Annotated in this window: 13 protein-coding genes; 5 read left to right on the top strand and 8 right to left on the bottom strand. The window is 71.7% G+C overall.

Annotation, left to right across the window (positions count from 1 at the left end):
* Nucleotides 1-180 precede the first annotated feature (180 nt).
* A complete protein-coding gene (locus AB0C26_RS01945; RefSeq protein WP_360239981.1) occupies nt 181-1,020 on the top strand; it encodes a sigma-70 family RNA polymerase sigma factor in 840 nt (279 codons plus the stop codon).
* 7 nt (nt 1,021-1,027) lie between these two features.
* On the opposite strand, the gene AB0C26_RS01940 is transcribed toward AB0C26_RS01945, so the two are convergent.
* Nucleotides 1,028-1,543, bottom strand: coding sequence for a hypothetical protein (locus AB0C26_RS01940; RefSeq protein ID WP_360239978.1), 516 nt, complete (start codon nt 1,541-1,543; stop codon nt 1,028-1,030).
* Between the two features lie 151 nt (nt 1,544-1,694).
* Here AB0C26_RS01940 and AB0C26_RS01935 point away from each other — a divergent pair, with 151 nt between their 5' ends.
* Entirely contained in the window at nt 1,695-4,019 is a 2,325-nt protein-coding gene (locus tag AB0C26_RS01935) for an ATP-binding domain-containing protein (RefSeq protein WP_360239975.1), read from the top strand.
* A gap of 36 nt (nt 4,020-4,055) precedes the next feature.
* Here the strand turns inward: AB0C26_RS01935 and AB0C26_RS01930 are convergent, their stop codons facing one another.
* Entirely contained in the window at nt 4,056-4,985 is a 930-nt protein-coding gene (locus tag AB0C26_RS01930) for a sigma-70 family RNA polymerase sigma factor (RefSeq protein WP_360239972.1), read from the bottom strand.
* Between the two features lie 343 nt (nt 4,986-5,328).
* On the opposite strand from AB0C26_RS01930, the gene AB0C26_RS01925 reads away from it, so the two are divergent.
* Nucleotides 5,329-5,826: a DUF456 domain-containing protein gene (locus tag AB0C26_RS01925; protein ID WP_360239969.1), complete on the top strand. Its 498-nt coding sequence runs from the start codon at nt 5,329-5,331 to the stop codon at nt 5,824-5,826.
* Here the strand turns inward: AB0C26_RS01925 and AB0C26_RS01920 are convergent.
* Together AB0C26_RS01920 and AB0C26_RS01915 are read right to left on the bottom strand one after the other, a co-directional pair.
* Nucleotides 5,815-7,059 carry a serine hydrolase gene (locus tag AB0C26_RS01920; protein ID WP_360243457.1) on the bottom strand — a complete coding sequence of 415 codons (1,245 nt, stop codon included), beginning with the start codon at nt 7,057-7,059 and terminating at the stop codon, nt 5,815-5,817. The two genes, AB0C26_RS01925 and AB0C26_RS01920, sit on opposite strands and share 12 nt — an antisense overlap.
* A gap of 149 nt (nt 7,060-7,208) precedes the next feature.
* Nucleotides 7,209-7,640 (bottom strand): hypothetical protein, encoded by a 432-nt coding sequence (locus AB0C26_RS01915; RefSeq protein ID WP_360239966.1) that lies wholly within the window; start codon nt 7,638-7,640, stop codon nt 7,209-7,211.
* Between the two features lie 204 nt (nt 7,641-7,844).
* On the opposite strand from AB0C26_RS01915, the gene AB0C26_RS01910 reads away from it, so the two are divergent.
* Nucleotides 7,845-8,195 (top strand): Lsr2 family protein, encoded by a 351-nt coding sequence (locus AB0C26_RS01910; RefSeq protein ID WP_360239963.1) that lies wholly within the window; start codon nt 7,845-7,847, stop codon nt 8,193-8,195.
* A gap of 6 nt (nt 8,196-8,201) precedes the next feature.
* On the opposite strand, the gene AB0C26_RS01905 is transcribed toward AB0C26_RS01910, so the two are convergent.
* The 4 genes from AB0C26_RS01905 to AB0C26_RS01890 form a co-directional block, all read right to left on the bottom strand.
* Nucleotides 8,202-9,119 (bottom strand): LLM class flavin-dependent oxidoreductase, encoded by a 918-nt coding sequence (locus AB0C26_RS01905; RefSeq protein WP_360239960.1) that lies wholly within the window; start codon nt 9,117-9,119, stop codon nt 8,202-8,204.
* A 14-nt stretch (nt 9,120-9,133) separates the two neighbouring features.
* Nucleotides 9,134-9,601: a MarR family transcriptional regulator gene (locus AB0C26_RS01900; protein ID WP_360239957.1), complete on the bottom strand. Its 468-nt coding sequence runs from the start codon at nt 9,599-9,601 to the stop codon at nt 9,134-9,136.
* A 90-nt stretch (nt 9,602-9,691) separates the two neighbouring features.
* A complete protein-coding gene (locus tag AB0C26_RS01895) occupies nt 9,692-10,828 on the bottom strand; it encodes a PP2C family protein-serine/threonine phosphatase (RefSeq protein WP_360239954.1) in 1,137 nt (378 codons plus the stop codon).
* Between the two features lie 101 nt (nt 10,829-10,929).
* A complete protein-coding gene (locus AB0C26_RS01890; RefSeq protein WP_360239951.1) occupies nt 10,930-11,319 on the bottom strand; it encodes an ATP-binding protein in 390 nt (129 codons plus the stop codon).
* A 136-nt stretch (nt 11,320-11,455) separates the two neighbouring features.
* On the opposite strand from AB0C26_RS01890, the gene AB0C26_RS01885 reads away from it, so the two are divergent.
* Complete coding sequence (locus AB0C26_RS01885) at nt 11,456-13,294, top strand: sigma-70 family RNA polymerase sigma factor (RefSeq protein WP_360239948.1); 1,839 nt, start codon at nt 11,456-11,458, stop codon at nt 13,292-13,294.
* Nucleotides 13,295-13,298 lie beyond the last annotated feature (4 nt).

The raw sequence follows: 13,298 nt of genomic DNA, 5'->3' as shown, positions 1-13,298 counted from the left end.
GGCACTCGTCCAAAGGCGGCCCGAGGCAAGACAGTGCGGACCGCGAGATCAAGTGTACTCCCCCGGTGGATGCAACCGCCCTGCACCCGAACGGGACCCGAATAGCACTCCGCGCGGATCACCTTTCTCCTCAGCGCCGGAACTCCCCCCACCGGCCGGTACGCGAGGAGACCCCCCATGATGAGCGGAGACGATCGCCGTCGCGCCGACATCGTCCAGGAGCACATGCCGCTCGTCGGCCACCTGGTCCGCGAGATGCTCGCGAGGGTTCCGGCCCACGTCAACCGGGACGACCTGATGTCCGCCGGGTACGCCGCGCTGGTGCACGCGGCCCGCGGTTTCGACGACTCACGCGGTGTGCCGTTCGCCCGGTTCGCCGCGGCCCGGGTGCGCGGCGCCCTGCTGGACGAGCTGCGCGGCCTCGACTGGGCCAGCCGTTCGGTGCGCCAGCGGGCCCGGCGCACCGACGCCGCCCGCCAGGAGCTCACCGCCGAGCTGGGCCGCAACCCCACCGCGCCGGAGGTGGCGGACCGGCTGGGCTGCTCGGTCGAGGACATCGAGTCGGCCGACGACGACGTCCAGCGGGCCGTGGTCTTCAGCCTGCAGGGCTTCACCACGGCCGGCGCCGACGACATGGTGACCGAGCCGAGCGCCGGCCCGGAGGAGATGCTGATCCGCCGCGAGCGCCTCGGCTACCTGCGCCACGCGGTCGAGGCGCTGCCGGACCGGCTGCGGGCGGTGGTGCAGGGCTACTTCTTCGAGGAGCGGCCGATGGCCCGGATCGCCGAGGAACTGGGCGTCACCGAGTCACGCGTGTCACAGCTGCGGGCGGAGGCGCTGTTGCTGCTGCGCGACGGCCTCAACACCCATCTCGACCCGGCCCTGGCCGCTCCGGCCAAGGACGGCTGCGTGGCCCGCCGGCGGACGGCCTACTACGACCAGATCGCCAGCCGGGGGACGCTGAAGACGCGCCTGGCCGTCACCGGACCGGACGGACTGCCGGTACCGGTGGCGGCCTAGACAGCGGTTACTGGTTGGCGCAGGTGCCGGCCTTCTTCTGGGCCGCGATCGCCTTGGCCGCGCCCTGCTTGTAGAGGGCCAGGCCCTCCTTGGCGGGCTCCAGCTTCCAGGAGCCGTCCTCGTACACCATGGTGTACGACTGGGCGGCCACGAGCTGCTTGGCGATGACGATCGCGCGGTCCGTGCCCTCCATCCGGGCGCTGGTCAGCTGGATCGCCAGGCCCTTGCGGGAGCAGGCCACGTTCAGCTTGACGTAGTCGTCCTTGCTGATCGCCTGCTTGCCGGCGGCGGTGTACATCTCCCAGGCGCCGGCGAAGTCACCGCCGGAGAAGCGGTCGAACACGGTCTGCGCGGCGGCGCGGGCGCCGTCGATGGTCTTGGCCTCGGGGCCGCCCTGAGCGGCCTGGGCGGCGTTGCCGGCGGGGGCCTCGTCGTCGCCGGTGCAGGCGGTGGTGAGGGTGAGGGAGGCGGCGGCGACGAGGGTCAGCGCGCCGAGACGTCGGAACGGGTGGTTGCGGTTCATGACCGGGTTAATCCAGATCGGCCGTTCTCAGTAACGGCTCGCCGTTAACAGTGACCGATAGCTGACACTTTCCGGAGCGACCGTAACCTGCGCTATCCTGACCGTTTGCTGGAAACGAAAAAAGCGACCACATAGGGTCGCTGACCCGGGAATGATACCACTAAGGGGAGTGGCATTGTCAAGCTCCGCATCGGACGACCTCCGTTCCGAGCAGGCGTACCTCACCACCCTCTACGGCCGGCTGGACAGCCTGCGCGCCCAGGCCGACGATCGGCTCCGGGGCATCCTGCTCGAGTCCGGCGGCACGCCGCAGGGCCGTACCCAGCGTGAGGCCCAGCGCGCCCACTACGCCGAGCAGCTCGCCCAGATGAACGCGGTGGAGAACGGCCTGTGCTTCGGCCGGCTCGACTTCGCCGGCGCCGAGGCGCCGCTCTACATCGGCCGCCTCGGTCTCTCGGCCGAGGAACACGACCGTGACCCGCTGCTGGTCGACTGGCGCGCTCCCGCCTCCCGGCCCTTCTACCTGGCCACCGCGGTCTCCCCCGACGGGGTGACCCGCCGCCGGCACCTGCGCACCAAGGGCCGGGTGCTGACCGGCATCGACGACGAGGTGCTCGACCTGCAGGACGGCGCCGCCGCCGGCGGCCGCGAGGACGTGACGGGTGAGGCCGCGCTGCTGGCCGCCCTGACCGCGAACCGCACCGGCCGGATGCGGGACATCGTCGAGACCATCCAGGCCGAGCAGGACGAGGTGATCCGGGCCGGGCTGGCCGGTGTCATGGTCGTGCAGGGCGGGCCGGGCACCGGCAAGACGGCGGTCGCGCTGCACCGTGCCGCCTACCTGCTCTATACGTACCGGCAGCAGCTCACCAAGCAGGGTGTGCTGATCCTCGGCCCCAACCCGACGTTCCTGCGCTACATCTCGCAGGTGCTGCCGTCGCTGGCCGAGACCGGTGTGCTGCTGGCCACGCTGGGCGACATGTTCCCCGGCGTGCGCGCCCGCGGCGCCGAGCCGTCGGCCGCGGCCGCGGTCAAGGGCCGCCTGGCCATGCTCGACGTGCTGGCTCAGGCGGTCGCCGACCGGCAGACCGTGCCCGAGACCTTCGCCGAGGTCGACCACGACGGCTACCCGCTGCGCATCGAGCGGGCCGTCCTGGAGGACGCGCGGGCCGCCGCCCGCCGCTCCGGCCGCCCGCACAACGTGGCCCGCGCCATGTTCGTGACCGAGGCCATCCACGCGCTGTCGCTGCAGATCGCCGAGCGCATCGGCACCGACCCGCTCGGCGGCGAGAACCTGCTGTCCGAGGCCGACCTGGCCGAGACCCGCCGCGAGCTGCGCGAGGACGTCGACGTGCAGCGGGCGCTGTTCGAGTTCTGGCCGGTGCTGACCCCGCGCCAGGTGCTGCGCGACCTGCTCTCGGACGCCGAGCGGCTGGAGTCGGCCGGTGCCGGGCTGACCGCCGACGAGCGGGCGCTGCTGCTGCGCGACCGCGACGCCAAGTGGACCCCGGCCGACGTGCCGCTGCTCGACGAGCTGGCCGAACTGCTCGGCGTCGACGACACGCTGCGGGCCCGGGAAGCGGCCCGTCAGCGGCGCGAGGCCGTCGACTACGCCGAAGGTGTGCTCGAGATCCTGGCCGGTTCCCGCTCGCTGGACTTCGAGGACCAGGAGGAGGAGATCCTCTCCGCGCTGGACGTGGTCGAGGCGGGCGCCTTCGTCGAGCGGCACGAGGTGCTCGACACCCGTACGGCGGCCGAGCGGGCCGCGGCCGACCGCACGTGGGTCTTCGGTCACGTCATCGTCGACGAGGCCCAGGAGCTGTCGCCGATGGCGTGGCGGCTGCTGATGCGCCGCTGCCCGAGCCGGTCGATGACCGTGGTCGGTGACGTGGCGCAGACCTCCGAGCTGGCCGGCACGACGACCTGGGAGCAGGTCTTCGAGCCGTACGTGGGCCAGCGCTGGAACCTGGTCGAGCTGACCGTCAACTACCGGACGCCGTCGGAGGTGATGGCGGTGGCGGCCGACGTGCTGGCCGCTGTCGACCCGGCGCTGGAGCCGCCCCGCTCGGTGCGGTCGGCCGGCGTCGAGCCGTGGTCGCTGCGGGTGCCGCCGGTCGCGCTGGCGGCTGAGGTCATTGCGGCCGTACGGGTGGAGGCCGCCGAAGCCGGCGAGGGCCGTGTCGGTGTCCTCGTGCCGGAGGGCCGCGAGGCCGACCTGGGCCGGGCCCTGGTCGAGGCCGTGCCCGGCGCGGCCGTGGGGGAGCAGCCCGACCTGCTCAACCAGGTCGCCCTGATGACCGTGCGGCAGGCCAAGGGCCTGGAGTTCGACGCGGTGATCGTGGTCGAGCCCGACGAGATCATCGCCGAGAGCCCGCGCGGCCTGTCGGATCTGTACGTGGCGGTGACCCGGGCCACCCGCCGGCTGGGCGTCCTGCACACAGCCGACCTGCCGAAGGTGCTGAGCTCGCTGGCATGAGAAAAGGGGCCCCGTCATGGGGCCCCTTTTTCCAGGTCAGGCGGCGGTTGCGGGCGTACGCAGAAGGCCGTTGCCGTACTTGGTGTGTCCGTGCGCGTTGGTCAGCTCCAGGCGTGAGCGGACCGACGTGCTGCTGGCGATGTTGGCGTAGTAGTTGGCGCGGCGGCGGGCGACGATGCTCTCCGGGTTGTCCGGCACCGGGGCCAGCTCCGGGTCGAGGTGGGTGTTGAGGCCGTCCTTGAGCAGCGACAGGGCCTCGGCCCGCAGCTGCGACACCCGCGACTCGGTGACGCCCAGGTCGGCCGCGATGTCGGCCATCGGCCGCTCGTGCAGGAAGTACTCGGTGATGACGACCTGCAGGCGCTCCGGCAGCGAGCCGATCGCGTGGTGCAGGTAGCCGATCTGCTCGCGGCGGATCAGCATGTCCTCCGGCCCCGGGTTCTTCTCGGTGACCAGGTCGTCGGCCGAGCTGGTGGTGAAGCCCTGCAGCGACAGCACGGTGGCGCGCTGCACGTCGGTGTCGGTCTGCTTGAGGTCGGTGGCGGTGGTGCCGAGCGCCTGGGCCAGCTCGTCGGTGGTCGGCGTGCGGCCGAGGGCGGTGGTCAGGGCCTGGCGGGTGGTGTCGGTGGCGCGGGCCTTGGTACGCACCGAGCGGGTGGCCCAGTCGAGCGAGCGCAGCTCGTCGAGGATGGCGCCGCGGATGCGGGTGCTGGCGAAGCGGTGGAACGGGATGCCGCGCTGCGGGTCCCAGCCCCGGGCGGCGGTGACCAGGGCGTGCAGGCCGGCGCTGGTCAGGTCGTCGCGGTGGATGTGGTTGGGGATCCGGCTGAGCATGTCCCGCACCAGGTGGCCGACGAGCGGCATGTGAGCGCGGATGAGCTCCTCTTGCTCGGCGGCGGACAGCACCGTGATGGCGGGCGCGTTGTCGGCGTTGATGTCGGCAGCGTTCGTCGCGATGCTGGTCATGTGCGTTTCCCCCATGTGTGTCGGCGGCCCGGTCCATCGGGCTCTCCGGCGTACATGGGGAAGTTCGACCGCCCCCGGTTCCCGGTGCAGTCGTAAAGAGGTGCAGGGTGGTTGCTGTACTACTGGCTCCGCTTCGCTTCGCGGGCGATCGCCTTGTAACCGGTGAGATGGCAGGCGGTTTTCCGCCACCCGCAAACCCCGCGGGCGTCGAAAAACCGACTGCCATCTCACCGGCGGCGATCGCGGGACCGGTTTCTCAAAGCCGATCCGCGTGCCGGCTGCCTCACTATCGGGCGGGGAGGCCGCCCGCTTGAGGGTTGTGGGGGGCTGGCACCGTGGGGGCATGGATTTGACCGACTCGCACGGGGTGATCACGCTCATCGCCGGCCTGGCGATCGCGGTGGGGATCGTCGGCGTGGTGATCCCGGTGCTGCCCGGGCTGCTGCTGAGCTGGGCCGGGGTGCTGCTGTGGGCGCTGCTGGGCTCGGACAGCGCCGGCCGCTGGGTGGTGCTGGCGGTGGCGACGCTGGTGGCGCTGGGCGGGGCCGCTGTCAAATATCTGGTGCCGGGCAAGCGGCTCAAGAGCGTGGGCGTGCCCAATTCCGCGCTGCTGGCCGGCGGCGTCCTCGGCGTGATCGGCTTCTTCGTGATCCCGGTGATCGGCATCGTGATCGGCTTCGTGCTCGGCGTCTACCTGGTCGAGCTCCAGCGCCTCGGCCACGAACGCGCCTGGCCGTCGACCAGGCACGCCCTGGCCGCCGCCGGTATGGCCATGCTGATCGAGTTCACCACCGCCCTGGCCGTCGGCGTGATCTGGGTCTTCGGGCTCCTACTGACGTGATTTACGGGCCCTTTGGGTACGCCTGCGTTGGGTGAGCAGGAGCAGCAAGGGTGTGGCCGCCAGGAGAAGGGCCACTGAGGCCGCTGCGGCAACGGACAATAGTTGGGGTGAGGTCGGGCGGGTGTCGGCGGCCGCCGCGGCCTGGTTGCCTGTGGCGCTGGGCTCGGGGGCCGGTGCCGGGGTGGCGTTCTTGGCGGCCGTCTCCTCCGGCGTCACCAGCTTGCCGACCGAGGCGTCGGCCGGCAGCGAGAAGCCCCAGTCGAGCAGCGCGGCGCCCTGGTCGTACCCGCGCTGCGGCCGCGCCTCGGCGCCGAGCAGGGTGACCACGAGCCGCCGGCCGTTGCGCTGGGCCGCGCCGACGTAGCTGTGCCGTGCCAGCTTGGTGAAGCCGGTCTTGCCGCCCAGCGCGCCCGGGTACTTGTAGATCAGCTTGTTCTCGTTCTGGAACTGGAAGCCGCCCTTCTTCAGCGCCGGCTGCGCCGGCATCTGGGCGATCTTCGTCAGCGCGTACTTGCGGAAGTCGGCGTTGGCGAAGCAGACGCGGGCGATCAGGGCCAGGTCGTACGCGCTGGTGAACTGCCCCTGGCCGTCGAGACCCGAGGGGGTCACGGCGTGGGTCTGGAAGGCGCCGAGGCGCTTCGCGGTGTCGTTCATGGCGGCGACCGTCTTGGCCACGCCGTCCTTGCCGCCGCCACCGGCCAGCCGGGCCAGCGCGTTGGCGGCGTCGTTGCCCGAGTTGAGCAGCAGGCCCAGCCAGAGAGTCGAGATCGTGTACTTGCCGCCGACCACCAGTCCGACGGCCGAACTGCCCGGTTCGATCTTCAGGTCGTCGGCCGTGACGGTGATCGTCCTCTTCGGGTCGAGCTTGTCGATCGCGGTGGCCGCCAGCAGGGTCTTCTGCACGCTGGCCGGGGTCTGGTAGACGTGCGGCCCGCAGCCGCCGAGCACTTCGCCGGTGTCGAGGTCGGCGACCATCCAGGTGGTCGCGGTGACCGCCGGCGGCGCCTTCACCCCGGCCGGGACGACCAGGCCGTGGGTGGCCAGCGCGTCCCCGCCGATCGCGAAGCCGACCGGGTCGTCGGCCGGCGGCACCGGCCGCGCCGGCACCCCGGCCGGCGGCGCGATCTTCGGCTTGGGGCAGGGGATGACAGGCGCGGCCTTGCCGGCGGGGGCAGCGGCGACCGGCGCGGCAGCTCGGCCGGGGGCAGCGGCGGCGACGGCGGGGGCGCCGATGGCAGGGACGGCGGCGATGGCGGGGGCGCCGATGGCAGGGGCGGCGGCGATGGCGGGGGTAACCGCGATCGGGGCGGCGGCCAGGGCGGGGGAGGCCGCGATCGGGGACAGCACGGCGACGGCCGAGAGGGACGCCAGGATGGAGCGGATCAAGGCCAGGAAACTCCAGCTTCGAGTCGCTTGGTGAGCAACTGGGCGAGGGGCAGCGTCTCGCCGTCGCCGCCGCCGGCGCCGACGATCAGGCGGGGGACGCTCGGGGACAGGTCGGCGCCGGTGAAACGGGCCCGCCACGAGGCCGGCACGGTCAGCACGTAGTACTCGCCGTCCTCGCCGACGGCGACCGAACGATTCGATTTCAGGTACCACCCGCGCACATGAGTCCGGTACGTGGATCGGCCGTCGAAGGTTCGAGCCATCAACGTTTGTGGATGAATATCACGCTCGGCGGCGTGTCGGACGAAGTCGGCCAGCAGCGCCGCCGCCTCCCGGGCCTCGGCCGCGCGACTTTCCTCCATCGCGGCGGCGTGGCCGGCGACGGCCTGCCGGCGCTTTTCCCGCCAGTCGTCGTCGCGCGCGCTCATGCCAGTGACCCTAAGTGATGCGCCGCCGCGGGGCCAACCGAGCTATCGCCACCGATTTTCCGGTAATGACGGCCCGCCATTTGAATACCGGTGAGGTGTCCTCGTCAAAAGAATGGCGAATTCTTCCAGAGAAACAGTTGCGCGCGAACCCGCGGCGAGCAACACTTGCACCGCGGTTGGTCGGATTACTACTCGGGAGTCGTCATGGCGCGGCAGGTAATCACCACTCTGATCGACGATCTGGACGGAAAGAAGGCCGATCGCACGGTCGAGTTCAGTCTGGACGGTATTAACTACACGATCGACCTTTCCGAGGCCAATGCGGGTAAGCTCCGCAAGGCCCTCGACCCGTACATCAACGCGGGCACGCGTCTCGGCCGCGCGTCGACCGGCCGCATCCCGGCTCGTCGGGGCCCCGGCGGCCGTACCGCCAGCTCCCGCGACGAAAACCGGCTGATCCGCGAGTGGGCCGTCGCCAACGGACACCAGATTTCCGAGCGCGGTCGCATTCCGCAGGGCGTCACCGACGCCTACCGCGCCGCCAACGGCCGCTGATATGGATTAGGCGCCGCCGGCGCGGAGCCGCGGCAGCCGGGAAGCGACCGATTCCAGGACCTTTTCGTCGCCGGCGTACCAACTCCGCTCGCGGGGCCAATGCGTGATGACGTCGGTGAAGCCGAGCTCGCCCGCGCGGCCGACCGCGTCGGTGAAGGCTTCCACGCTGCTCATCGAATAGACCGGCGACGAGTCGAGGTTCAGATAGCGCGGGACCGCGTCGCGGGCGCGGCCCGCCTCGTCGAGCGCCTCGTCGAAACCGGCCGAGAGCCGGGCCACCGAATCCCACCACTGCGCCGCGCTGTCGGGCACGCTGAAGTTGGCGCCGCCGGCCACCCCGGCCACGCCGGTGGTGACCCAGCCGTCGCCGAGCCGGGCGGCTAGCCGCAGCGCCCGCTTGCCGCCGGCCGCCACCACGAAGGGCGGCCGCGGCCGCTGCACCGGGCCGGGGTTGCCGCGGGCGTCGACGGCCGTGTAATAGCCGCCCTGATGGTTGACCGGCTCGTCGCCGAGCACCACCCGGTTGAGGACGTCGAGGAACTCGGCGAAGCGGTCGACCCGCTGGCCGGGGGTGAGCTCGGGCGTACCCAGAACCTCGGCGTCGAAGCCGACGCCGCCCGCACCCAGCCCGAGCATCAGCCGGCCCTGCGAGATGTCGTCGACCGCCGTCACCTCGCGGGCGAAGTGCACCGGGTGCCGGAAGTTGGGCGAGGCCACGTACGTGCCGAGGCGGATCCGCCGGGTCACCATGGCGGCGGCGGTCAGCGTCGGCACGGCGTCGAACCACGGGCCGTCGACGAGATCACGCCACCCGAGGTGGTCGTAGGTCCAGGCGTGGTCGAAGCCGTACTCCTCGGCGCGCTGCCAGCGCCGCCCGGCGACGGACCACCGCTGGTCGGGGAGGATGACGATGCCGATGCGCATCGGACGACGCTATCTCACGCCGTACGGCGGTCCTGATCCGCTCCCTCACCCGGAGCGCGGCGCGCCGCCTCGGCGAACGCCTCCAGAGCCCGTACCAGTTCCTGACGGGCCGCCGGTTCCATCTTGCCGAGCACGTCGCCCAGCGCCCGCCGGCGGCTTTCCCGCAGCTGGTCGAGGAGCCGGCGGGCGGACGGGGTGATCATCAGCCGCACCTCGCGGCGATCGCGGGGGTCGGGCACCCGGCGCAGCAGGCCGGTCGCCTCGAGCCGGTCGCACAGGCGGCTGGCCGAGGAGGGCACCACCTCGAGCGTCTCGGCGAGGCGGCTCATGTTGGTCTGCCGGTTGGCGGCCACGATGGTGAGCACACGCAGCTGGGCCGGTGGGACCGCCGGTGACTGGGCCAGCCGGGCCGCCTCGAGGACGGACACCAGCGAGTCGACCGTCGACTCGACAGCCGCGGCGACGTCGGTGTGCCGGTCCATGTCGGAACTTCCTCGTTCTGCAGACTTGCTCGGCGGTACGCTCGGATGCCCCTACCCGGCGGACGGGAAGTTCATGCCGTCTCAGGGCAGCTATCGCAGCCAATCCAGGCAGACGATGACCGCGTCGTCGTCCGGCTCGACGTCGGCATGGTAGTCGCGGAGCGCTCTCATGACGGTACCCACTGCCTCGGCCGGTGGCTGCAACCGCGTCCGCCGCAATGCGCTCAACAGTGCGGAAGCCCCGTATTCGGGACGGCCGGCCGGGGTGGCGGCGTGCACCCCGTCGCTCACCACGAGCAGTCGGTCGCCCGGTTCGAGCTGGAACTTCTGGGTCTCGTACCGGCTGTCGCCGAACATGCCGAGCGGCAGCTGCTGTTCGAGGCTGACCGTACGGATGTCGCCCTCATGGGCGATGAGCGCGCGCGGCGAGCCGGCGTCGACGGCCTCGACCGCGCCGTCGGTCAGGTCGATCTCCAGCAGCAGGGTGGCCACGTGCGACGCGCCGCCGTAGCGGGAGTAGACGGCGTCGGAGGCGAGCTCGGCCTGCTCGACGATGTTGGCGCCGGAGCGGCGGGCGTTGCGCATCGCGTTGACCGCGACCGTGGTGAGCAGGGCCGCCTCGATGCCGTCGCCGTGACCGTTGAGCACGGTCAGGGTCAGCCGGTCGCCGGTGACGGCCCAGTCGTAGTGGTCGCCGTACATGGCGTACGCCGGCTCGAGCTGGCCGGCCAGCTTGAATCGCTCGCCGCCGAGCGAGCGCCCGGGCAGCAGGGCCCACTGGAGTTCCGCGGCCATGGTGAGACGTTGCCGGCGCGACACCTGGTGGTAGCGGTCGGTGTCCTTCTCGGCGGCTCGCAGGGCGACCGCCAGCTCGTCGGCCACGGCACCCAGCTGCTCGACCAGGTCGGGCCCGGCCGCTTCGGCCAGGTCGACCCGGAGCACACCGAGCCGGTCGCCCCACACCGTCAGCGGGAGCAGGACCCGGGCCGGGGCGGTGTCGGCCAGCGGCAGCTGACTGCCGAAGACGCGCTGTTCGAGACGGCCGCCGGGGGCGCCGTCGGGATCGATCACCGGCCAGAGCGAGGTCAGGGTGAGGTCACTGAGGAAGATCTCGATCCCCGTCACCGGGGGAACGCACGTGCGCAGGTGCTCGGCGGCCACCTCGGGCAGGCGATCGGGCGGAGCCGCACGCAGAAGCGAACCGACGTGTGCCGGGCGGGTGGTCACGCGATCGTCCTTTCGGTGAGTGTGCGTGTGGCGGCCCATGGCAATAGTTGCCGCAGAGCAAGAATCATAGGGGCTTGCCCGCGGTGGGGTGACACTAGGTGTCAGGCGAACGACTTCTCGAAATGGATCAGGCTGCCGCGGCGGGGAACCGAGTGCATGCGTACGTTCTCGCCCAGCGCCTTGATCAGCATCAGGCCCCGCCCGTGCTCGCTGGACGAGGCCGGCGGCGTACCCGGGGAATCGGGGTCGAAACCGGGACCGTCGTCGCTCACATCGATCGAGCACCGGTCGTCGGCCACGTCGAGGCGGACCTCGAAGGTGTCGGTGCCGCTGGCGTGCCGCACCACGTTCGAGCACGCCTCGGTGATCGCGATCTCCAGGTCGTCGGAGACACGCCGGTTCACGTGCAGGACGTCGAGCGCGGAGCGCAGCAGCCGACGGACGGCGGGAACGCTGTCCGCCTCACGGGGAAGGGCCAGCCGGACTGTCATACGCATGTGCTTTTGTTTCCCGGTGCGGGCTCTCGCTAATCGCGCGGGCTTCATCCGACCGGCCGGGAAAAACGTGTTATCCGAGGCAGGCGGGGGCGTCTCCCTTCTGACCGACGCCCCGAGGAAAGGCAGGACCATGGCCGACCAACCCGACATCGCCACCGTTATCGCCGCGCGGGCCGGCGACCCGGTGGCCGTCGACCGGCTGGTGGCCGGCTACCTGCCGCTGGTCTACACGATCGTCGGGCGGGCCCTGGAGGGTCACGCCGACGTCGACGACGTGGTGCAGGACGTGATGCTGCGCGTGCTGCGCAACCTCGGTGACCTGCGCGAGCCCGAGGCGTTCCGGTCCTGGCTGGTCGCGATCACCGTGCGGCAGGTCCGCGAACGTTTCCGGGCCCGCCGCGGCGCCCCCGAGGCGCTGCTGCACGAGGACCTGCGTGACCCCGGCGCCGACTTCACCGACCTGGCGATCACCCGGCTCGAGCTCTCCGGCCAGCGCCGCGAGACCGCCGAGGCGACCCGCTGGCTCGACGAGGACAACCGCGAGCTGCTGTCCCTGTGGTGGCTCGAGGCCTCCGGCGAGCTCACCCGCGACGAGATCGTCGCCGCCACCGAGGTCACCCGCCAGCACGCCGCCGTCCGCGTCCAGCGCATGAAGGGCCAGCTGGAGACGGCCCGGGTGGTGGTACGCGCCCTCGCCGCCACGCCGCCGTGCCCCGACCTCCAGGCGGTCACCGCCGAGTGGGACGGCCGGCCCAGCGCCCTGTGGCGCAAGCGCATCGCCCGGCACACCCGCGACTGCCGGTACTGCTCGCCGTCGTGGAACGGCCTGGTCGCGGCCGAGCGTCTGCTGGCCGGCATGGCCCTCGTGCCGCTGCCGGCCACGCTGCTCGGCAAGGGCCTCACCGCCGGTGGCGCCGCCGCGACCAAGGCCGGCGTGGGAACCCACATCGCGGCCAAGGCCGGCCTGGGCCTCTCCCAAAAGGTGCTGACCGCGGCCCTGGCCACCACCGCGGTCGTCGGCGGCGGCGTCGCCGTCGTGGTCACCCGGCAGCCCGACCCGCCCAAGGTGGCCACGGCCGCGGTGGCCGCCCCCGCGCCCACCCCGACGACGGCGCGCCCGGCGCCCACCCCCGTGCGAACCTCGGCGCGGGCCACGGCCAAGCCGTCACCCACACCGTCGAAGACGCCGTCGGCCAAACCGACCAGCGCCGCCCCGATCGTGATCCCGGCCAAGGAGAGCACGAAGAAGGGCGTCGGGGTCTGGAAGTTCAGCGGATCCAAGGCGGCGCTGGCCGACGTCGGCGCCGGCTGGTACTACAACTGGGGCCCGAACAACAACGACGTGCCCGGCCCGTCCGGCGTCGAGTACGTTCCCATGGTCTGGGGCAAGGCCAACGTCACCGACGCCACCCTGTCCGAGGTCAAGAAGGAGGGCGACGTCCTGCTCGGCTTCAACGAGCCCGACATGGGCGGCCAGGCCGACATGACCGTCGAGGACGCCCTGGCCGCGTGGCCCAAGCTCCAGGCGACCGGCATGCGCTTGGGAAGCCCTTCGGTCGCGTACGGCGGTGACACCCCCGGCGGCTGGCTCGACCGGTTCATGAGCGGCGCCGAGAGCAAGGGCTACCGCGTCGACTTCATCACCCTGCACTGGTACGGCTCCGACTTCAGCGCGGCCGCGGTCAACCAGTTCCTGGGGTACGTGGACGCGGTGCACAAGAGGTACAAAAAGCCGATCTGGGTCACCGAGTTCGGTCTGATGAATTTCTCCGGTACGCCGAAATACCCGACCCAGGCGCAGTTGGTGACCTTCATCAAGGGCGCCACCAAGGGTCTGGAGAACCGGTCCTGGCTCGAGCGCTACGCGTGGTTCGGCCTGCCCGCGGTCGGCGACAGCGTCGACTTCGGGCTGTACAAGGACGGCGACAGTCCGACCGAGGCCGGAAAGGCGTACAAGGCCGCGGGCTAATGTC

Source organism: Actinoplanes sp. NPDC048796 (genome assembly GCF_040650035.1).
GTDB lineage: Bacteria > Actinomycetota > Actinomycetes > Mycobacteriales > Micromonosporaceae > Actinoplanes.
Note: the sequence above shows the minus strand (reverse complement) of the source record. Positions and strands in the feature narration are given on the sequence as shown.